Source organism: Campylobacter concisus UNSWCS (assembly GCF_000466685.1).
Taxonomy (GTDB): domain Bacteria; phylum Campylobacterota; class Campylobacteria; order Campylobacterales; family Campylobacteraceae; genus Campylobacter_A; species Campylobacter_A concisus_A.
On sequence record NZ_ANNG01000007.1, the window covers coordinates 40,678 to 60,505 of the forward strand.

Below are 19,828 nucleotides of genomic sequence, written 5' to 3' on the forward strand. Positions count from 1 at the left end.
AAAAAAGGCTGGTCATGACAAAGACGCAGATGTACTATGCTAGGCGTGGTGAGCTCACAAAGGAGATGAGCTATGTGGCAAAGGTCGAGGGAGTGAGCGAAAATTTAGTGATGGATGAGGTGGCAAACGGCAGGATCATCATCCCAGCAAATGTAAATCACATAAATTTAAAGCCAATGGGTATAGGCAGAAAGCTAAAGACAAAGGTCAATGCAAATATCGGCAACTCAAGCCTAAGCAGCGACATTTGCGCTGAGCTTAGAAAGCTTGAAATTTGCCTAGAATTTGGCGCTGATACGGTTATGGACCTAAGCACGGACGGCGATTTAGACGCCATTAGAAGCGCTATCATTGAGCATTCAAGCGTGCCAGTTGGAACGGTGCCTATGTATGAAATTTTAAAAGAGGCAAAAGAGGTTACAAATATCACAAATGAGCTGATTTTAAGCGTGCTAGAGAAGCAAGCAAGGCAAGGGGTGAGTTACTTTACGATACATGCTGGCTTTTTGCGTGAGTTTTTGCCGCTTGTTAAAAAGCGTAAAATGGGCATAGTTAGCAGGGGTGGCAGCCTAAGCGCAAGCTACATGTCAAAGCTAAATAGGCAAAATCCATTTTATGAAATTTTTGATCAAATTTTAGAAATTTGTGCTAAATATGACGTTTCGCTCTCGCTTGGCGACGGACTTCGCCCAGGTTGCCTTTATGACGCGACAGACGAGGCACAGCTTAGCGAGCTAAAGGTGCTTGGAGAGCTAACACTTCGTGCGTGGCAAAAAGATGTGCAAGTGATGATAGAGGGTCCTGGTCATGTGCCATTAAGTCAAATTGAGTATAATATGAAAATCGAACAAGAGCTCTGCCATGACGCCCCATTTTACGTGCTTGGGCCGCTTGTTAGCGATATCGGCGCGGGGTATGATCATATCACTTCAGCGATAGGTGGTACGATGGCAGCATATCACGGCGCTAGCATGCTTTGCTACGTAACGCAAAAAGAGCACCTTGGCTTGCCAAATGAAAATGACGTAAGAGAGGGCATCGTAGCTCACAAGATAGCAGCTCATGCCGCAGACATCGCACTTGGCAAGGCTGGAGCTATCGAAAAAGACCATGCTATGAGTGACGCGAGGTATGCGTTTGACTGGAACAAGCAGTTTGAGCTTAGCTTTGATCCAAAAAAGGCTAGAGAGCTTCACGATGAGAGCTTGCCAGAAGATGCGTTTAAGAGCGCTCATTTTTGTTCGATGTGCGGACCAAAATTTTGTGCATATAAAATTTCAAAAGATCTAGAAAAAGGAGAAAAATGTTAAATAAAGAAGAGGTCTTAAATAGACTAAAAGGCGTCATATATCCGGGATTTGAAAAGGATATAGTTAGCTTTGGCTTTGTAAAAAACGTAGAAATCGGCGATAAAATTGCAATAGAAGTCGAGATCGTTAGCTCAAATCCTGATGTGGCAAACGAGCTAAAAACGGACATCAAACGTGTCATGGGCTCAAATGAGTACGTTCTAAATTTGATCCAGCCAAAGATACCTGAGGAGAAAAGTAACACTCAAAGCGGTAAAAATATCGCGCCACAAGTTAAAAATTTCGTAATGGTAAGCTCTGGAAAAGGCGGCGTTGGTAAATCAACCACAACGCTAAATTTAGCCATCTCAATGGCAAAACTAGGCAAAAAAGTGGGTGTTTTAGACGCTGATATCTACGGACCAAATATCCCAAGAATGCTAGGCGAAGTAAATACCCAGCCACAAGTGATTGGCAACAAACTAAAGCCTATCCTTAGCCACGGCGTCGAGATGATGAGTATGGGCGTTTTGATGGAAGAGGGCATGAGCCTTATCTGGCGCGGCTCGATGATCATGAAAGCGATCGAGCAGCTGCTAAGAGACGTGCTTTGGAGCGAGCTTGACGTGCTATTTCTTGACATGCCTCCAGGAACGGGCGATGCGCAGCTTACCCTTGCTCAAAGCGTGCCAGTAACGGCAGGTGTATGCGTCACAACGCCTCAAGTTGTAGCACTTGATGATAGCAAGCGTGCGCTTGATATGTTTGAGAAGCTTCACATCCCAATCGCTGGCGTCATAGAGAACATGAGTGGCTTCATCTGCCCAGATAACGGCAAAGAGTACGACATCTTTGGCAAAGGCACGACTGAAGAGGTAGCAAAGGCTTACAACACTCAAATTTTAGCCGAAATTCCTATCGAGCCAGCGGTTCGTGTGGGCGGCGATAGCGGCAAGCCAGTTAGCTTTTATGAGCCAAACTCAGTCACTGCAAAACGCTATGAGAGCGCAGCTGCAAGGCTTTGGGAGATAATAGAAAATATAAATAACGGCGGTGGGGCTGATAACTCAGCGATCCAGCCAGTAAATGACGGCAAGAGTGCTTGCTCGAAGTAGTCTCTAAAATAGGGGATTTGACCTATAAATTTGCACGTTTGAAATTTAAAAAAACGTGCAAATTTAGCTTTTAAAAGAAATTTAACAGGAGAAAAGATGAAAGCGATCGTAACCGTAGTCGGAAAAGATAGAGTTGGCATCGTTGCTGGCGTCTCAGCAAAGCTTAGCGAGCTAGGGCTAAATATAGATGATATAAGCCAGACTATTTTGAGCGACTTTTTCACGATGATGGCGGTGGTTTCAAGCGATGAAAATAAGGACTTTACAGCCTTAAGAGCGGAGCTAGATAAGCTTGGAGAGAGCCTAAAAGTAAAGATAAACATCCAAAGCTCAGCCATTTTTGATGCGATGCACAAAATTTAAGGACAAAAGATGGATATCAAAAATGTAACCGAAACGATCTCGATGATCGAGGAGCAAAATTTTGACATCAGAACGATCACGATGGGCATTAGTTTGCTTGATTGCATCGACCCTGACATGGGCAAAGCCTGCGACAAAATTTACGCAAAAATCACCACTAAAGCCAAAGACCTAGTTAGGGTGGGCAACGAAATTTCTGCCGAGCTAGGCATACCAATCGTCAATAAAAGAGTGAGCGTGACGCCTATCTCGATAATCGGCGCCGCAACAGATGCAAAAGACTACGTGATGATCGCAAAGACGCTTGATAGGGCGGCTATTGAAGTTGGTATTGATTTTATAGGTGGTTTTTCGGCCTTAGTTCAAAAGGGCTATCAAAAGGGCGATGAAATTTTGATAAATTCTATCCCGCAAGCACTCGCACAAACTGCAAAAGTATGCTCAAGTGTCAATGTCGGCTCAACAAAAAGTGGCATAAATATGAGCGCAGTGCGTGATATGGGACGCATCATAAAAGAGACGGCAGCAGCTTCAGAGATGGGCTGTGCGAAGCTTGTTGTTTTTGCAAACGCAGTCGAGGACAATCCTTTCATGGCTGGTGCATTTCACGGCGTGGGCGAGGCTGACGTGGTGATAAATGTCGGCGTTTCAGGCCCAGGCGTCGTAAAAAGAGCGCTTGAAAAGGTGCGTGGCGAGAGCTTTGACGTGGTGGCTGAGACTGTGAAAAAGACGGCGTTTAAGATCACTCGTATCGGTCAGCTCGTTGGTCAAATGGCGAGCGAGCGCCTTGGGGTTAAATTTGGTATCGTCGATCTCTCTCTTGCTCCAACGCCAGCCGTGGGCGACTCGGTGGCTCGCGTGCTTGAGGAGATGGGGCTTGAGGCTGTCGGTACGCACGGCACGACTGCGGCACTAGCTCTCTTAAACGACGCAGTCAAAAAAGGTGGCGTTATGGCGTGCAATCAAGTGGGCGGCTTAAGCGGCGCTTTTATCCCAGTTTCAGAAGATGAAGGCATGATAGCTGCGGTGCGCGCGGGATCATTAAATTTAGAAAAGCTTGAAGCGATGACTGCGATATGCTCAGTTGGACTTGATATGATCGCCATACCTGCGGACACGCCAAGCGAGAGTATAGCTGCGATGATCGCTGATGAGGCGGCTATCGGCGTGATAAATCAAAAAACAACGGCCGTTCGTATCATACCTCTTGGACGTGAGGGCGATATGATCGAGTTTGGCGGCCTTTTAGGAAGAGCGCCTGTGATGAAGATAAATAAAGCTTCAAGTGCCGACTTCATCGCTCGTGGCGGACAAATTCCAGCACCTATCCATAGTTTTAAAAACTAATCTTCAAAGTCCGCTTTAAATTTGCGGACTTTCTTTCAAATTTACTCCAACCTTTCAACTGCTTTTAGTTAAAATAATAAAAATTTTAAACCAAGGAGCTAAAATGAAAATTTTATCACTGCTTACGGCGCTACTTTTTACAGCAGTATGTGGCTTTGCAAATGACGGCAAAGTAAGAAGTATCGACATCTATGTCACGCCTTACTACTCAGCAAATGCTGGCAAGGTGGAGTACGTCAAGGTCTATGACAAGATAGATGAGCTTTTAAAAAGTGGCAAAGAAGAGGACTTTAAAAAGGCTGAAAAGATCGTGCAAGACGCCCCGCAAATGGTCTCTCCGATAACTCTTTTTGTTCTCTCGGCTCGCGCATACGATCTTGGACTTCGCGATGATGCGGTATTTTGGTTTTATGCGGCAAAAAACCGCGCGATCTTGTTAAGAGGCGTTATAGACATGGAGGGCGAGAAATTTACTGACGTGGTGGCTGCGATAGGGGCGTTTATGAAGCTTGTTGGCGACGTGGTCAATCCTTATGCATTTTGCGATATCAAAAAGCAACAAGAGATCGCTGACAAAGCACTTGAATGGACCAAGAAAAATGCCTATGAAGCGATGTTTTCGCCAGAATTTAGCTCGCCTCACGAAGATAGAAAAGCAGCCCTTGCAAAAGGCATAGAAAAGCTAGAAGCGCGCAATAAAAAAGAGAAAGATTACTTTTTAGACAAAGACAATCTTGCTAACTTCAAAGCTATGCGCAAGCAAAATGGCACTGATGAGAAATTTTGCTTTTAAGTAGCGAGAAAAACTGAAAATTTGCTTGTAAATTTAGCTTTTGCTTTATTCTAAAAGGGCAAATTTACAAGCTATCTCTATTTTATGTCACGACAAATTTACTTAAATTTGGCTCTTTTTCGTAAGGGTAGCAAAACCACAAAAACGAGAATAAAAAATGACTTTGAAATTTGGCGAACTTGAAAAAGTTGCGACAGATGATGGTTTTATCTGGTATGCGGAGACTGGGCAAAAAAGTGAAATTTTTGGGCAGGTGCTATTTTGCCTCGTTAGCACAGATAGGGCGGACGTAGATGATGAGACTACTTTGCTAGCAGATCGCATCGCCAGCGATATCGACCAGCATATAAAAGAGGCGCTTATCTTTTTAAAAGATGAGCTTAGGCGAGGGTGCTTTTTAAGCAAGGACGAGCTTAGCTTGCTTGACGCGCCAGTTTGCGACCTGCCCTTTAGCTCACCACAATGCACCTTTTATGCGCATGATAAGCAGTGGCTGATGAGATTTGCAGAGGGCGCGCTTGATATCTGCGAGCCTTACGGTATAGGGGTGATTTTTGAGGATGAAAAGCCACTTTGTTTAGAAAATTTAGAGCTTAGCGAGGAGTGCTAAACGATTAAGCTTTTAAATTTATGCATTAAGAGCTAGTTAAGATTTTCAAGCCTTGCAAAAAATGATGAAATTTTGTTTTTAGTTATTGGCTGCGATCAAGAGGCGCTAGAGTTTTTTAAATGATTAAATTTTGCTGTCTTAGGTTTTGCGCCCAAAACAGCAAATTTATAAGCTATGCGTTGCAGCAGTCGCTTGGGTCTTTTTCTTTTGTGATCCTAGCTCTTAGGTCGTGGCGGATGATCTCTATCGACCAAAACCAGACCATGTGACCTACAAACTCAGAGACATACTCATACCAAGGAAGTGTCCAAAGTGGCGGAGTGAGGCCAAGAAGCGGCAGTGAGATGCCGTGAACTGCGATAGTTACTAAGATACCAACCATCACGCCTTGCCACATCGTGATCTTTGGAAATTTCTCAGCCACGACGCAGTAGCCAACGGCAAAGACGACTGAAAATATGATGTGCGTTAGCATCACGTAGTTAAATGCATGTCCTGCAAACTCGTAGATAGCGGCGTTTGGATCGGCGATACCGACATAATCTCTCAAAAACACATAAGGCGGATTTAAGAAATTTCTCGAGCAGTCGATCGCATCAGCCGCTCTGATGGCACTTTCTGGTCCGCAAGCTGCGTTAAACATATCCATAGGGCTTCTTGGTGGAAGCGGCACTTCTGCACCCCATTTGACAAAGGCTGAAACTACGCCAGCGATTAAACCGATCAGTGCAGCTAGGGCAAATTTTGGTTTGGTAGCTAAATTTGACATTTGTCTCCTTGTAAAATTTGAGGCATTTTATTTTCTATTTTCTTTATGATAAGATTAATCATTATTATAATTTATAAATTTATCAAAACCAAAATGCTTTAAAATCATAAAATTTTTAGCCATTTTTGGCTAGACTAAGAAAAAATTTAAAGGAGAATAGATGTCTAAAGAGTTTAAAGACGCAAACGAATTTAAGGAATTTTTTGAAGAATTTAGAAAAAAAGATGGTTACAAAGATCCAGTTGCTTTTGGCATCGCAAGAGTCGATCGCGGACAAAAAAATAGCGACAAAATTTTGCAAGCAAGTTACGCCGTTGTAAATTATAAAGAGAGCTTTTTAAGCGCAGCTGCTTTTATCTACGCCTTGCAAAAGTGTGATGTTGAGGTTGATTTTAGCGCATCCGAGTTCGTGACTGATCTCACGCCAAAGGTAGCAAAAAAGGCTAGCAAGCTCTTTAGCGTCTTTGAAAAAGATATAAAATCACACAAAAACGTGGGGAATTTACACGCTGTGAAGATGGCATTTGATGACGATCTTGAGCTAAACGAGAATAAATTTAAGCTTGTATTTTTATTTGATGACGCAAAGCCACTTAGCGTAGAAGCCGTCTATCTCAAGCTTTACTTGATCTCACTTGGCAAGGTCGCACCTAGGACGATCGTGCTTGATGGAGCCTTTGGAGTGCTGCCAAATGTCGCATGGACTAGCCAAAACATCCCGATCGAGCTTGAGTGGCTAAGAGAAAATGAAATTTCTCTAAAGATGTTTGGCGAGTATCCAGCGATCGTGAGCGTGGATAAATTCCCAAGATTTTTAAGTCACATCATCCCAGCTGATAACACGAGAATTTTAGACGCTGCCAAGGTTCGCATGGGCGCAGCTGTGCATCCTGGCACAGTCGTCATGCCAGGAGCTGCTTATATCAACTTTAATGCAGGCACGACTGGTGGCGTGATGGTAGAGGGTAGGGTCAGCAGCTCTGTCGTCGTGGGCGAGGGTAGTGACGTAGGTGGTGGAGCTAGCATACTTGGCGTGCTAAGCGGCACGAACGGCAACCCTGTAAGCATCGGCAAACACTGCTTGCTTGGCGCAAACTCAGTTACTGGCGTGCCACTTGGTGATAACTGCATCGTGGATGCTGGCATAGCGGTGCTCGAGGGCACAAAGGTCTATATCTCGGCAAGCGAGCGCGAAAAGCTAGCTAAGATAAATCCAGGGTTTAAATTTGAGGCTGAAATTTACAAAGCGCTCGAGCTTGGCGGGCTAAATGGGCTTCATTTTAGACAAAATAGTCAAACAGGTCAGATCACCGCGAGTGCGAGCAAAAGGGCGATCAAGCTAAATGAGGCACTTCATTAAAAGGAGCTAACATGAAAGTTGGCATTTTGATGTTTGACAAGATAAATTTGTTAAGCTTTGCCAAAATTTATGATTTTTTGCATAAATTTGAAGGTTTTAACATCAAAACCTACGCCCTAAAGCCTGAGATAGTCGATGAATTTGGCGTCAGGCTTCATCCTGAAATTTACGCTGAGAGCCTTTACGGCGTGGATATCTTGGTCGTGCCAGATGGCGTTGGAGCGCTTGGGTTAAGGTATGATGAGATATTTTTAAGCTGGATAAAAAGCTCAGCGAGCGCGAAATTTAAGATCGGCTTTGACCTTGGCGTGCTTATCCTTGGTGGGGCTGGATTTTTAGAAGACAGAGAGGCTTGCATAAGGGGCGGATATAAAAACGCGCTGAGTGGCTACTGCGAGGTAAATGACGCTAAGATGTGCGAGAGTAGGGGCGTGATAAGTGTTAGCGAATTTGATGATGAGATCAAAGAGCAGCTCGCAAAGATCCTAAGTAAAGATAAAATTTAAGGGCTTTGGCTCTTAAATTTGATAGAAATTTTATCTTTTTAATGAACTTATAGCTTGTTTTATGGCGCTATTTACCGCTTCTAAATGCCACTTTATCCACGCTGTGAAGTCAAAGTTTAAATTATTTTCAAGCTTTGTCGTCTGCTTTAAAATTTCATAATAATCTTTTTTATTTGCATAAATAATGCTGGTGATAGAAAATAGCTTAATGCTGTTAGCTGCCAAGCAGTAGTGCGCCAAAGCCCTTGCCATGCATCCGTTGCCGTCATCATAAGGATGGATGATCACAAACCAAAGGTGCGCTAAGGCACTTTTTACATATGTGTTTTCGTGATTTTTATTGATAAAATTTAAAAAATTTCTCATCCTCTACGCGCTCTGCTGACAAGGCTTCGTAGTGGATTTGCATATTTTTTTAAGGACCTTAGACTACACTCATCTCATCATCTCTAAATTTAGCTCTTTTTATCTTGTAAATTTTGCTATGGCTATATTCAAACAAGGCATTGTGTCAGCCATGTAGCCGCTCAAAGTTCAAAGGAGCTTTGTTTAAATTTGCTTCAAGCATTAGCGAGACTAGATTATCACTGTGTCTAGTCGCATGAGTGTCGGCTAGCCAGTCAAAATTTTCATCTAGTCTCTTTTTTACCGATGAGCGAATGCTTGATCTTTTTAGCCTCTCGCCCTCTATGAGAGATGAGTAAAAGATCTCATCTTCTAGGGCGCTAATTTGCGCCTTTAAAAGATCGTTTCTGCTGGTCTTGCTTGTTATCTCTTTTAAAATTTCGTGATTTTGCTCTAGCCTATTTGCAAGGGTGTCTATTGTACTTTTATCGAAAGAAAAATTTGGGTAGTTGGGATGTTGCCATATCCACAGGTTTTATATTTTTTGCTTAATGTCTCGAATTTGTTTATAGCAGTAAAATTTTATATATGCATTGCTTTTGATTTGTTATTTGTAAAAATCTTTTTTATTAGAAAAGAGCCAGCTAAAGTTAAGGCTAGATAAGATTATCTACCTAACCTATAATCTCTTCTGGCATCCTTATAACCACGTCTATAACCACGATCAAAACCATCATCGTAGTCGTCATCGTTATAGTAGCCGTCGCGGTAACCACGCTGGAATCTATCATATCCATTTTGATAGTATGGGCGGTAGTTAGGCGGATATGGTGCATAGTTTGGATCAACAGGATAGTAGCCATTTGTTCGACAACTATCCTCGTCAAATTTTTCTATTCCGTTGCGAAATTTGTAGCTTTCTATTTTTTTATCAAAGCTATCAATACTTCTTATGTCACCATAAATTTTAGCCATTTCTCTTTGATTTATAAGACCACAAAGCCTAGCTTCAACTTTTTTTTCATAACTCATAGAAAACAAAAAAGTTAATGAACAAAATAAAATGGCTATAAATTTCATATTAATCTCCTACTTTTAGGCTTCCACCTTTGCCAAGACCACCTTTTACGGTTTGTGCTTTGTAGTCTTTTAGGGCGATAACCAATTGATTCATCGAATCAAGGAAAGCATTTACAAGTGTTTTTCCCTCAGGTGTTCTTGAATATGCTCCAAGTCCAGCACCAAGAGAAGCGCCAGCACCGCCACCCATGCCAAAGAAGTCAGTGCTAGAAGCTGAACCAATAGCCGCTGCTAATTGAACGCCTGAACGATTTTCTATAAGAACTAAAGTGGTTTGCGTCTCTTTTGTTGAAAAACCTCCAGCTACAGCACCTGCTACACTACCAAAAAGTGCTCCAACAACACCGCCTACGCCACCAGTATCTTCGTTACTAAAGAAAATTTCAGGGCGAATAGTATAATCAGCTGCCACCATTTTGCCTTTGCCAAAGCCAGAACCGCTTCTTAGTTCGCCTGATCTATCAAGTGCACGCTCTTGCATCATATTATCCATCATAGCACCACGCTCAACTATAACAAAGCAGCCAGTTTGTTGTGCAAGAAGACGCAAAACTGGAATAGTTGATGTGAGCTTGTAGTTGTGTGTTAAATATGAATACCAGTCTGAATTTTGGTCTTCATAAAATGCAAGTGTTCCAAGAGTGCTACTACATTTTTCTATTTTTGTGTTAGCATTTTTGTTGTTGCTACCAGCAGCACTGCCAGTTACGCCATTGCTATTGCCAGTTGCACAACCACTTAAAAGTAAAACTCCAAGACCTACGCTTAGTAAAGATGAACTTAACTTCATTTTTATCCTTAATGTTTAAGTTAGTTTTAGAATTATATATGAGTAAATATTATAAAAATATTAATATAAAATTTATGTTTAATAACATAATACAAAACTATTTTTTACAAAAATTTAAGCGGCCAGCAAGATGCCAGCCACATAAATTATTCGACAGTTACGCTTTTTGCGAGGTTTCTTGGCATATCGACGTTGTTGCCAAGTCTAACGGAAATTTCAAGTGCAAGTAGCTGAAGCACTAGCATCATCTCGAAAAATTCGCTCATATAGTGATCTTGAACGCTTGTTTTTACGTAGTCATCGCTTAGTTCAAACTCAAGCGGACTTATTGCTAGGATGTAAGCATCTCTTGCAGCGAGCTCTTCGACATTGCTTTTTGTCTTTTCATATAGTAAGTTTTGAGGCATTAAAGCGATCGTAAATAGCTTCTCATCTGCAAGCGCGATAGGGCCGTGCTTCATCTCGCCTGATGGATAGCCCTCGGCATGAAGATATGAAATCTCTTTAAGTTTTAACGCACCTTCAAGTGCTAGCGGATAGAAGATATCTCTACCGATGAAGAAGAAGCCATGGCCGTGCAAATAGTGCTTGCTTAGGCGGTGTAGCTTCTCTTGCAAGGTGTTATCTATATTTAAAATTTGTGGGATGTGAAGAAGCGTTTTGATCTCGTGATCAAGCTCTTTTTTGCTTATAGATCCCTTTGCTGATGCCATTTGAAGCACAAGCATCCAAAGCACGATGATCTGCGTTGCAAAAGCCTTTGTACTTGCCACACCTTTTTCGATGCCAGCGCGAGTTAGAAGCGTATTATCAGCTAGTCTAACAATAGAAGAGTTATCGACGTTGCAAATCGCAAGTGTCTTTAGCCCAGCCTCTTTTGCGATCCTAAGTGCCTCAAGAGTATCAGCTGTCTCGCCACTTTGTGAGATGACGATAAAAAGCGAGTTTTTGTTTAGATAAGGCTTTCTATATCTAAATTCGCTCGCCACTTCGACCTTTGTTCTAACTTTAGCAAGCCTTTCAAAAAGATAGCTTGCAGTTAGCGCTGCATGATAGCTAGTGCCGCACGCACAAAGCACGATATCATCGATACCTTTTAGGTATTCATCGTCTAAATTTTCAAGGGTGACTTTGTGGTTTTTAACTCTGCCCATGATGGTTTCAGATACGACTGCGCCTTGCTCGTAAATTTCTTTCTCCATAAAAAATGTATAACCCTCTTTTTGGGCATAGCTCTTATCTTTTGGCAGTGCATTAAAGGTTATGCTAGCTTTTTTGCCGTGTTTAAAAACAGCTATCTCGTCTAAGCTCACGTAGCCGTAGTTGTTATCATCTAAGTAGGCTACTTCTGTTGCGTTGCCAATTAGCGGCGCATCTGATGAGGCAAAATATACCTCTTTTTTATCGCTTTTGCCTATCGCCATAGGAGCGGCATCTTTTGCGAAAAATATCTTATCAGGCGCAGTTTTGGTTATAAGTAGCGTCGCGTATGCGCCTCTTAGCTTTGCGATAGTCGCCTCATAAGCCTTAAATGGGTCTTTTTTCTCTTTTAAAATTTCTTCAAAAAGATGCACGATCACTTCAGTGTCGGTTTGGCTCATAAATTTCACGCCCTTTGCCTCAAGCTCATCTTTAAGCTCTTTGTAGTTTTCGATGATGCCGTTGTGAACGACAAATGAGTGCTCGCCAAGGTGTGGGTGAGCGTTTATCTCGGTTGGTTTGCCGTGCGTAGCCCAGCGTGTGTGACCTATCGCCACGCCAAAACCTTCTGATGTAAAGTCCTTTGTCTTTAGGACTAAATTTTCAAGCTTGCCGACCGCTTTGAAAAAGTCGATCTTATCGTTACTCATCACAGCCATGCCAGCGCTGTCGTATCCGCGATACTCAAGCTCTTTTAGCCCGCTTAAAATGACCTCTTTTTTCTCTTTATCTCCGATGTATCCTACGATTCCACACATGTTTTACTCGCTTATTAATAAATTTAATATCTCTTCGCCTTTACTCTCAAGTCGCTCGTTTTTCTCGATCAAAAAGAGATTTCTCGTTCTATTTTTAACCGTCTGAATTCTCGCACTCGTGACTTGAAAATGAAGCCTGTCAAAAACACTCATCACATAAGCCATTAGCCCGCGCTGATCTTTTGCGTTGATGCTAAGCTTGGCGTAATCTTTTGAGTGATTTAGCTCGAAGTTTATCTCATCTTTGTTAATATTTGGTTTCAATGGCTCTCTTAAAACCTCGCTATTTAGGGATTTTAGGGCTAAAATTTTAGTATTTTCAAGCTCATGATTTTTTACATTTTGGTTAAAGTCAAGCCTGATATAAAATTTCTTCTCAAAAAGCTCAAATATCTCCATATACGCAAGGTCAAATTTGGCAAATTCATAGAGCAGGGCGCTTAAATTTAGGCTTTTATTTGTATAAATTTGAATGCTTAAATTTTTACTATTGTTTATGAAAATTTCGGTTTCGTTTAAGCTATCAGCCACTTTGCTTAAATTTATGATCTCGCTCGCGCTATATTTTGTAAAGACCAAATTTGATGTGATCTTAAAAATTTTCTCTTGCAGCTTTGGCTCAAGTGCCAAAAACTCGCTATTTCGTTTTATAGACTGCTCTTTTTTTACCCGCCTTGTCGCTTCATCAAGTAAATTTTCATCGCTAAATGCGCTAAGAGAAATTTCATAAAGCTCTCTTAAAAGCTTTGCTGTGTAGGCGTTGTAAAGCCTCTCATTTGTGGCGTTTATCACGCAGTAGCTAAGGATGTAAAGTAGCTTTAAAACCTGCTTGTCGCCAAGCTTCGAGATAAAGGCGAAGATGACGCGCTGTGAGTAGATATCCTCTCTGTTTGAGACGTTGCTCATTAGGGTGTGATATTTTATCAAGACGACGCCGATGTTGATAGCTTTTTGGCTTAAATTTAGCTTGTTGGCATAGGCTCTAAAGATGTTTGCGCCGATGTTTGCGTGATCTTTGCCGCCAAGTCCTTTACCAACGTCATGCATAAGCGTCACGATCTTAAGCATCGTTTTGCCCTCTAAGCAAAGCTCAGTGTAGAGATTTTTTATAAATTTATCTTTTATATTTTCAAGAAATTTGACACTTAAGATACTATGCTCATCAACCGTAAATTCGTGATAGCCGTCATATTCTGCTAGCTGGGAGATGTGTTCCATCGGTTTTATCAAAATTTGTATCATCTGCGCATCGAGCAAGGATTTTAAAATAGCGTAGGAATTTTCTCTTAAAAATATCTTCTTAAACTCGCTGATAGCGCGCTCTAAGCCATCTTTTGTGATGATGGCTCGCTTGATATAAAAGATCGCGCTTATATCAAATTTATAATCCACATCTTTTAGCTCTAAAAGCTCATTTATGAGATCCTCGATGAGCGCTGGCTTTTTGTGAAGTGGCACGTAGATGACGCCATTTATCTCATAAAAGCCATTTTTTAGCCTAGCAAATTTTCTTTGAACGAAGCTTAGCTCGCTTTTGAAAAATGGCCTGCAAAGCGAAGCTGCGATAAATCTTGAATAAATGGCTACGTTATTCATCGAGCTTAGCATCTTTTGGCTGATGACGCTCTCGTTGTCTTGAAGTTTTTTGGACTTTGTCTGCATGAAATTTGTCGTGATCTCGACACTTGAAGCGCTGAAAGTGTCGGTGTTTTGGGTTAAATTTAAAGCACTTAGCAAGCTTAGTAAAAAATCCACATTTAGGTTAAAGCTAGCTATCTCTTTTTCATTCATCACTTTAAGGGCTTGTGATCTAACTGAAACGTCGCTATCAAGGCAGTTTAGTATGCAGTTTAAGCGGTAAATTTCATCGATCCCACCAAAGCCACTTTTTAAATTTGGCTCTTGTGCCAAGTAGCTTATGCTAGAAAATGGCAAAAATGCCTTTAAATGGTAGTTTAAAAAGGCTTTTTTATCAAATTCTTTTATCTTTATGATCTCGCTTTTTACTAGGCGGTAGAGGCTTTTTGAGCCGCAGATGTAACGAAGTTGCGAGGTTTCGCTTTTAAATTTAAGGTCATCTTTGAAATTTATAAAAATTTCATCCACTTCGGCAATTTTTATCACAAATTTCATGCCAGAGCTATCTAAAATTTCAGAAAATTCTTTTAAGAAATTTTTTATATTATAGCCCTTTAAATTTTTATAAACTAGTAAAATTTCAAGCTCGCTATTTGCGCTAAGTAGCGTTTGAGCGTATTTGCCAGTGGCTAGAACGCTAAAAGCAAAGCTGTCATTTTGTGGCACAAACTCATCAAAAAATTCTCGCATAGTTTCATTTAAATAAGATTTTATAAAATCATCATACTCTTTGGCTAAGAAATTTGTGAAATTTCTGCCTTGGTTTTTTTGAAAATGTTTTGGCAAATTTGCCTTAAAATCAAGAAATTTCTCTTTGATCCTTGAATAATTATCGCTATTTTTGGCACTTTTATCAGCTAGCATTTAGTGTTTCCATTGTTAAAAATATCTTGGCAAATGTTACATAATTTTTGCAAAAACAAAGCTTTATTTGCTTATAATAAAGCCTTAAGTTCAGCTTTAGGACGATATAAATAATGAATCTATTACAAAAACTAGAAAGTGGCGAGAGATTAAGCAAGCAAGAGGCTTTTTCGCTTTATGAGCTTGATCTTTTTACCTTGGCTAAATTTGCCGACAAAAAGCGCAGAAAACTGCACGGCAACAAGGTCTTTTTTAACGTAAATCGCCATATCAATCCAACAAATATCTGTGCTGACATCTGTAAATTTTGCGCATTTTCAGCCCACAGAAAAAATCCAAATCCATACCTAATGAGTCACGAAGAAATTTTAAAGATCGTTGATGAGAGCGTGAGCCACGGTGTAAAAGAGATACACATCGTCTCCGCCCACAACGCAACTAGCGGTTGGCAGTGGTATTTAGAAATTTTTAAAAAGATAAAGGCAGCCCATCCAGAGCTTCACGTAAAGGCTATGACGGCGGCTGAGATTGATTTTTTATCAAGGCATTACGGCTTAAGCTACGATGAGGTGATAGAAAAGATGCTTGAATACGGCGTCGATAGCATGCCAGGTGGTGGGGCTGAAATTTTTGACGAAGAGGTCAGGGCTAAAATTTGCAAAGGCAAGGTTAGTAGCGAGAACTGGCTCAAAATTCACAAAATGTGGCACGATAAAGGCAGGCAAAGCAATGCAACAATGCTCTTTGGACACATAGAAAGCCGCGATAACAGGATCGATCACATGCTAAGGATCAGAGACTTGCAGGACGAAACTAGCGGATTTAACGCATTTATCCCACTTGTCTATCAAAGAGAAAATAACTACTTAAAAGATGTGAAATTTCTAGGATCAGCTGAAATTTTAAAGACTATGGCGATATCTCGCTTGGTGCTTGATAACGTCCCGCATATAAAGGCATACTGGGCCACATCGACGCTAAATTTAGCGATGATCGCTCAGGAATTTGGCGCTGATGATCTTGATGGCACGATAGAAAAAGAGAGTATCCAAAGTGCAGCCGGCGCAAACAGCGCAAATGGCGTCACACTAAAGACATTTTGTGATCTTATTAAAACATCTGGTTTTACGCCGGTTGAGCGTGATAGCTTATATAACGAACTTAAAATTTACTAAAGGAGCTTGGGGTGAAATTTTTTGACTTAGCACAAAACAAAACGAGTGTGAAGCAGGAATTTGGAGCGGGACTTACGACATTTTTAGCGATGATGTATATCGTGCCGGTAAATGCGATCATTATGAGCAAAACTGGCATGCCTTATGAGGCACTAATTACGGCAACTGCGCTAATTACCATATTTTCTACTATATTAAATGGTCTTTGGGCGAACACGCCAGTTGCGATGAGCGTTGGTATGGGGCTTAACGCTTATTTTACATTTGGTCTTTGCATCGGCATGAAAGTGCCTTGGCAAACGGCTCTTGGCGTTGTTTTTCTAAGCGGCGTGATATTTGTTGTCTTGTCTTTTACAAATTTTAGAATGTGGATAATAAGATCCATCCCACTTGATCTAAGAAGAGCGATAAGCGCTGGCATAGGCACATTTATCAGCTTTGTTGCATTTCAGCAAATGGGTTTTATCGTAAATAACGATGCGGTTTTGGTTGGCATAGGAAATTTCAGAGATCCAAACGTGCTTCTTGGCGTTTTGGGGCTATTTTTGGTTATTTGCTTTTGGGCATGGAAGATAAAGGGCGCGTTTATCCTAGCTGTGCTTGTCACTTCGGTGATAGCTTGGGTGCTTGGCATCGCTCCTCATCCAACAGAAATTTTCTCAACTCCAGCTTCTATCTCTCCGATATTTTTAGAGCTTGACATAAAAGGTGCCTTTAGCCTAGCCTTGCTACCAGTTATTATCACATTTTTTGTGACCGATCTTTTTGACTCGATAGGCACACTAGCTGGCGTTGGCACAAGGGCTGGGATATTTGACGAAAACAAAAAAGATGGCGTCGTAAAACTTGAAAAAACTCTTGAAGCTGACGCTGTTGCTACTGCAGCTGGCTCGCTTGTAGGTGTAAGTACGACCACATCGTTTGTAGAGAGCGCAAGCGGCGTAGAAGAGGGCGGCAGAACTGGTCTAACAGCTGTATTTTGCGGACTTTTATTTATACTTACACTATTTATGTTGCCACTTTTTAAAGCTATCCCTGGCAATGCCATCTATCCGATCCTTGTAATGGTCGGCGTGCTTATGTTTGCCGAGCTTGCTAGTATAAATTTCAAAGATCCAGCCATAGCTGTTGCGACATTTTTCATAGTTGTGCTCATCCCGCTTACTTACTCGATCACAAACGGCCTTGCATTTGGCTTTATGTCATACGTCATAGTTAAGCTCATAAAGAGAGAATTTAGCGATATAAATTTAGGTGTAGTCGTGCTAGCGCTCATTAGTTTTATCGTATTTTTAGTGCATTGATAAGGATGAAAGATGATATTTTATAGCTACGATGAATTTGCCGTTGATGCCAAAAAGATGGCAAAACAGATAAAAAATGAGTTTGATCCAGAGGTGATACTAGCTGTGGCAAGGGGCGGTCTAACGCTTGGCCACTCGCTAGCTGTTGCACTTAATAATAGAAATTTATTTACCCTAAATTCTATCCACTACGAGGATACAAACAAGCTTGATACGATACAAATTTTTAACGTGCCAGATCTTAGCAAATACACTAAAATTTTGCTTGTTGATGACATCATCGATAGCGGCGAGAGCATGGTCGAGATAAAAAGAGAGCTGCTTAAACGCTATCCAAATTTAGATATAAAGATAGCAACTGTATTTTATAAAGAGAAGGCTCTGCTTTTGCCTGAATTTAAGGTAAAAGAGGCTCATGACTGGGTTGAGTTTTTCTGGGATATACATATTTAAGGGATAAATTTGTTAGAAAGAGTTAGAGAATTTGCTAGCAGACACATCGCTTTTAGCGTATTTTTGATATGTTTGATTGATTTTGTTTTTCTGCTTTATGCGGCAAATTCTCTTAGTATAAGCTACAACGAGGCTGAAATTTTCTTTCAAAAGCATAGCCTTTTAAGCTACATCTTAAAACTAAGCACCCACTTTTTTGGTCAAAATGACCTTGCTGTGCGGGGCGTGATGATCTTTTTTCACATCGCAAGCGTGGTTTTGATGTATAAGGTTAGTAAATTTTACATCAAGCTTGAGTTTGACAGGATCGTAGCGGTTCTACTTTTTGTGCTGCTTCCTGGCACGCTAGCTTCAGCCCTTATCATAAATAACGCTGGAATTTGCATCACTCTAGCGCTTTTGTGTATATATCTTTTTCATATTAAAAGGAAAATTTTATTTAGTCTCTTTTTCTGCCTAGCCTTTTTCATAGATGGTGATTTTTTGATATTTTATGCAGGATTTTTTATATTTGCACTTTACAAAAGAAAGCCGCCACTTGCTTGGCTCAGTGCCATTTTATTTTTGCTGACACTTTACTTTTTTGGCTTTGAAACAAATGGCAGACCAAGCGGGCACTTTATCGATACCTTTGGCATATTTGCCGCTGTATTTTCGCCATTCGTCTTTATCTTTTTTGTATATACGATTTATAGAATTTGGGTTAAGGAGAAGAAGGATCTTTTGTGGTTTATCGCCATTTGCTCATTTTGCTTTTGTATGATAGTCTCTGTGCGCCAAAGGCTGGAGCTTGAGCAGTTTTTGCCATTTTGCGTGATAGCAACGCCACTTATGGTAAGAGTTTTTTTCAACTCATATCGCGTGAGGCTGCCAAAATTTAGAAAAGGACATAAAATTTGCACTAGCCTAGTGATGCTTTTTTTGGTATTTAACTGGTCAGCGATCATCTTTAATCAAGTTTTTTACCTCTTTTTAAACGATCCTACAAAACATCTCACTTATAAATTTGATGTAGCAAAAGAGCTAGCAGATAAGCTAAAAGAGGCTGGAGTGCAAGATATAGCGACCGAAGATACAAGGCTTGCTCTTAGGCTTAAATTTTATGGGATAAAAACAAAAAGCTACTCTAAAAATTTATTAGCAAGTGCCGATTTAGATGAGAAGTCAAAATTTAGTATAGAAAAAATGGGAAAAGTAGTTGCAAATTTCAATATCAAGGAACGATAAACTATGAAAAAAAGAGCTTTTACTATGATAGAGCTTGTTTTTGTTATTGTTGTTGTTGGAATTTTAGCTGCCATTATGATCCCAAAACTAAACAGAAATGCCTCAAGAGAAGCTGCAAATCAGATACTAACTCATATAAGATACACCCAGCACCTCGCTATGCAGGATAATAAGTATGTAAATTTTGTCAGTGATAATCCTGTGAGATGGTTTAGAATGAGATGGGGAGTAGCTTTTAATAATACTAGTTTGCAAAAATGCTCTATAGATGAGCCGGGAGTTGTTACTTGGAAATATAGTGTCTTTTTTGACAAAAGTTTAAATGGAAATATAAATTCAGAAAGTGAAGTTGCAAACGATATCTATAAAAGCGGGAAACTCCTTAGTGGAGGCTGGAGTAGCGGAATAGTAACAGAAGCTACTTGCAAAAAGTGGAATAAAGAATTAAATTTAGGAAAAAGATTTGGTATAGCATCAGTTGATTTTAAAGACGGTTGCAATGGAATGCAAACTATAATTTTTGATGAAATGGGTCGTCCTATGAGAGTAGCAAGTACTACTTCTGGTGGAGCAAAGCGTCCTTATGATAGACTTCTTAAAAAAGATTGCAGTATAACAATAACTGACAAACGTGGCAATCAAACGACCATTACTATAGAAAAAGAAAGCGGCTTTGCATCTATAAAAGAGAATGGTTAAATTTAGTTAAAAATTTATAGTTTTTATTTTTTAAAAAAGTTGCCATTTTTTAATCTGCATTTAAGCATCCCTCATATATAATTCCAGCTCACGAAACGAGAAACCACCTTTAACTTCACCGTTAATAAAGCCTTTTTCTTATC

21 protein-coding genes are annotated in these 19,828 nt (G+C 40.5%); 14 read left to right on the forward strand and 7 right to left on the reverse strand.

Going from position 1 to position 19,828, the window contains the following annotated elements:
* The first annotated feature begins 14 nt into the window (after positions 1–14).
* The 6 genes from thiC to UNSWCS_RS02515 all read left to right on the forward strand — a co-directional run bounded on the left by thiC (position 15) and on the right by UNSWCS_RS02515 (position 5,517).
* Positions 15–1,310 carry a phosphomethylpyrimidine synthase ThiC gene (gene thiC, locus UNSWCS_RS02490; protein WP_021087165.1) on the forward strand — a complete coding sequence of 432 codons (1,296 nt, stop codon included), beginning with the start codon at positions 15–17 and terminating at the stop codon, positions 1,308–1,310.
* Positions 1,304–2,404, forward strand: coding sequence for an Mrp/NBP35 family ATP-binding protein (locus tag UNSWCS_RS02495; RefSeq protein WP_021087177.1), 1,101 nt, complete (start codon positions 1,304–1,306; stop codon positions 2,402–2,404). The genes thiC and UNSWCS_RS02495 overlap by 7 nt, the downstream gene beginning before the upstream one ends.
* 96 nt (positions 2,405–2,500) lie before the next feature.
* Positions 2,501–2,767, forward strand: coding sequence for an ACT domain-containing protein (locus UNSWCS_RS02500; protein WP_002939508.1), 267 nt, complete (start codon positions 2,501–2,503; stop codon positions 2,765–2,767).
* 9 nt (positions 2,768–2,776) lie between these two features.
* Complete coding sequence (locus UNSWCS_RS02505; protein ID WP_021087135.1) at positions 2,777–4,114, forward strand: PFL family protein; 1,338 nt, start codon at positions 2,777–2,779, stop codon at positions 4,112–4,114.
* Between the two features lie 103 nt (positions 4,115–4,217).
* Positions 4,218–4,907, forward strand: coding sequence for a hypothetical protein (locus UNSWCS_RS02510; protein ID WP_021087140.1), 690 nt, complete (start codon positions 4,218–4,220; stop codon positions 4,905–4,907).
* Between the two features lie 157 nt (positions 4,908–5,064).
* Positions 5,065–5,517, forward strand: a complete 453-nt coding sequence (locus UNSWCS_RS02515) for a hypothetical protein (RefSeq protein ID WP_021087134.1) — start codon at positions 5,065–5,067, stop codon at positions 5,515–5,517.
* A 172-nt stretch (positions 5,518–5,689) separates the two neighbouring features.
* Here UNSWCS_RS02515 and UNSWCS_RS02520 read toward each other — a convergent pair whose 3' ends face one another.
* Complete coding sequence (locus UNSWCS_RS02520; protein ID WP_021087151.1) at positions 5,690–6,286, reverse strand: YagU family protein; 597 nt, start codon at positions 6,284–6,286, stop codon at positions 5,690–5,692.
* 160 nt (positions 6,287–6,446) lie between these two features.
* Between UNSWCS_RS02520 and UNSWCS_RS02525 the strand changes: the two genes are divergently transcribed.
* Entirely contained in the window at positions 6,447–7,646 is a 1,200-nt protein-coding gene (locus UNSWCS_RS02525; RefSeq protein ID WP_021087146.1) for a tetrahydrodipicolinate N-succinyltransferase N-terminal domain-containing protein, read from the forward strand.
* Positions 7,647–7,657: 11 nt separating this feature from the next.
* On the forward strand, positions 7,658–8,152 hold the full coding sequence (locus tag UNSWCS_RS02530) for a hypothetical protein (protein ID WP_002939504.1): 495 nt from the start codon (positions 7,658–7,660) through the stop codon (positions 8,150–8,152).
* A 30-nt stretch (positions 8,153–8,182) separates the two neighbouring features.
* Here UNSWCS_RS02530 and UNSWCS_RS02535 read toward each other — a convergent pair whose 3' ends face one another.
* The gene (locus UNSWCS_RS02535; RefSeq protein WP_021087152.1) at positions 8,183–8,518 is read right to left on the reverse strand and encodes a Fic family protein; all 336 of its coding nucleotides are present in this window, start codon (positions 8,516–8,518) and stop codon (positions 8,183–8,185) included.
* Between the two features lie 31 nt (positions 8,519–8,549).
* On the opposite strand from UNSWCS_RS02535, the gene UNSWCS_RS12615 reads away from it, so the two are divergent.
* Positions 8,550–8,675 (forward strand): hypothetical protein, encoded by a 126-nt coding sequence (locus tag UNSWCS_RS12615; RefSeq protein ID WP_021087180.1) that lies wholly within the window; start codon positions 8,550–8,552, stop codon positions 8,673–8,675.
* On the opposite strand, the gene UNSWCS_RS12725 is transcribed toward UNSWCS_RS12615, so the two are convergent.
* The 5 genes from UNSWCS_RS12725 to UNSWCS_RS02555 all read right to left on the reverse strand — a co-directional run bounded on the left by UNSWCS_RS12725 (position 8,664) and on the right by UNSWCS_RS02555 (position 14,827).
* Positions 8,664–9,029 carry a DUF4172 domain-containing protein gene (locus UNSWCS_RS12725; protein ID WP_080655739.1) on the reverse strand — a complete coding sequence of 122 codons (366 nt, stop codon included), beginning with the start codon at positions 9,027–9,029 and terminating at the stop codon, positions 8,664–8,666. The two genes, UNSWCS_RS12615 and UNSWCS_RS12725, sit on opposite strands and share 12 nt — an antisense overlap.
* 134 nt (positions 9,030–9,163) lie before the next feature.
* On the reverse strand, positions 9,164–9,529 hold the full coding sequence (locus tag UNSWCS_RS02540; protein WP_235044380.1) for a gamma-glutamyl phosphate reductase: 366 nt from the start codon (positions 9,527–9,529) through the stop codon (positions 9,164–9,166).
* A gap of 49 nt (positions 9,530–9,578) precedes the next feature.
* Positions 9,579–10,367, reverse strand: coding sequence for a hypothetical protein (locus tag UNSWCS_RS02545; RefSeq protein ID WP_021087175.1), 789 nt, complete (start codon positions 10,365–10,367; stop codon positions 9,579–9,581).
* A 146-nt stretch (positions 10,368–10,513) separates the two neighbouring features.
* Positions 10,514–12,325, reverse strand: a complete 1,812-nt coding sequence (gene glmS, locus UNSWCS_RS02550; protein ID WP_021087153.1) for a glutamine--fructose-6-phosphate transaminase (isomerizing) — start codon at positions 12,323–12,325, stop codon at positions 10,514–10,516.
* Positions 12,326–12,328: 3 nt separating this feature from the next.
* Positions 12,329–14,827 carry an HD domain-containing protein gene (locus UNSWCS_RS02555; protein WP_021087185.1) on the reverse strand — a complete coding sequence of 833 codons (2,499 nt, stop codon included), beginning with the start codon at positions 14,825–14,827 and terminating at the stop codon, positions 12,329–12,331.
* 110 nt (positions 14,828–14,937) lie between these two features.
* Here UNSWCS_RS02555 and mqnE point away from each other — a divergent pair, with 110 nt between their 5' ends.
* The 5 genes from mqnE to UNSWCS_RS02580 are packed head-to-tail and all read left to right on the forward strand — an operon-like array spanning position 14,938 to position 19,685.
* On the forward strand, positions 14,938–16,002 hold the full coding sequence (gene mqnE, locus UNSWCS_RS02560; RefSeq protein ID WP_155242290.1) for an aminofutalosine synthase MqnE: 1,065 nt from the start codon (positions 14,938–14,940) through the stop codon (positions 16,000–16,002).
* Between the two features lie 11 nt (positions 16,003–16,013).
* Positions 16,014–17,306: an NCS2 family permease gene (locus UNSWCS_RS02565; protein WP_004317807.1), complete on the forward strand. Its 1,293-nt coding sequence runs from the start codon at positions 16,014–16,016 to the stop codon at positions 17,304–17,306.
* 12 nt (positions 17,307–17,318) lie between these two features.
* Positions 17,319–17,759, forward strand: a complete 441-nt coding sequence (locus UNSWCS_RS02570) for a phosphoribosyltransferase (RefSeq protein ID WP_021087183.1) — start codon at positions 17,319–17,321, stop codon at positions 17,757–17,759.
* 9 nt (positions 17,760–17,768) lie between these two features.
* Complete coding sequence (locus UNSWCS_RS02575; protein ID WP_021087157.1) at positions 17,769–18,986, forward strand: ArnT family glycosyltransferase; 1,218 nt, start codon at positions 17,769–17,771, stop codon at positions 18,984–18,986.
* Positions 18,987–18,989: 3 nt separating this feature from the next.
* Complete coding sequence (locus UNSWCS_RS02580) at positions 18,990–19,685, forward strand: Tfp pilus assembly protein FimT/FimU (protein WP_021087184.1); 696 nt, start codon at positions 18,990–18,992, stop codon at positions 19,683–19,685.
* Positions 19,686–19,828 lie beyond the last annotated feature (143 nt).

Bases quoted from the DNA above. Each gene is read 5' to 3' on its own strand.
- thiC (WP_021087165.1), top strand. From the start codon at position 15: ATGACAAAGACGCAGATGTACTATGCTAGGCGTGGTGAGCTCACAAAG.
- UNSWCS_RS02495 (WP_021087177.1), top strand. From the start codon at position 1,304: ATGTTAAATAAAGAAGAGGTCTTAAATAGACTAAAAGGCGTCATATAT.
- UNSWCS_RS02500 (WP_002939508.1), top strand. From the start codon at position 2,501: ATGAAAGCGATCGTAACCGTAGTCGGAAAAGATAGAGTTGGCATCGTT.
- UNSWCS_RS02505 (WP_021087135.1), top strand. From the start codon at position 2,777: ATGGATATCAAAAATGTAACCGAAACGATCTCGATGATCGAGGAGCAA.
- UNSWCS_RS02510 (WP_021087140.1), top strand. From the start codon at position 4,218: ATGAAAATTTTATCACTGCTTACGGCGCTACTTTTTACAGCAGTATGT.
- UNSWCS_RS02515 (WP_021087134.1), top strand. From the start codon at position 5,065: ATGACTTTGAAATTTGGCGAACTTGAAAAAGTTGCGACAGATGATGGT.
- UNSWCS_RS02520 (WP_021087151.1), bottom strand. From the start codon at position 6,286: ATGTCAAATTTAGCTACCAAACCAAAATTTGCCCTAGCTGCACTGATC.
- UNSWCS_RS02525 (WP_021087146.1), top strand. From the start codon at position 6,447: ATGTCTAAAGAGTTTAAAGACGCAAACGAATTTAAGGAATTTTTTGAA.
- UNSWCS_RS02530 (WP_002939504.1), top strand. From the start codon at position 7,658: ATGAAAGTTGGCATTTTGATGTTTGACAAGATAAATTTGTTAAGCTTT.
- UNSWCS_RS02535 (WP_021087152.1), bottom strand. From the start codon at position 8,518: ATGAGAAATTTTTTAAATTTTATCAATAAAAATCACGAAAACACATAT.
- UNSWCS_RS02540 (WP_235044380.1), bottom strand. From the start codon at position 9,529: ATGAGTTATGAAAAAAAAGTTGAAGCTAGGCTTTGTGGTCTTATAAAT.
- UNSWCS_RS02545 (WP_021087175.1), bottom strand. From the start codon at position 10,367: ATGAAGTTAAGTTCATCTTTACTAAGCGTAGGTCTTGGAGTTTTACTT.
- glmS (WP_021087153.1), bottom strand. From the start codon at position 12,325: ATGTGTGGAATCGTAGGATACATCGGAGATAAAGAGAAAAAAGAGGTC.
- UNSWCS_RS02555 (WP_021087185.1), bottom strand. From the start codon at position 14,827: ATGCTAGCTGATAAAAGTGCCAAAAATAGCGATAATTATTCAAGGATC.
- UNSWCS_RS02570 (WP_021087183.1), top strand. From the start codon at position 17,319: ATGATATTTTATAGCTACGATGAATTTGCCGTTGATGCCAAAAAGATG.
- UNSWCS_RS02580 (WP_021087184.1), top strand. From the start codon at position 18,990: ATGAAAAAAAGAGCTTTTACTATGATAGAGCTTGTTTTTGTTATTGTT.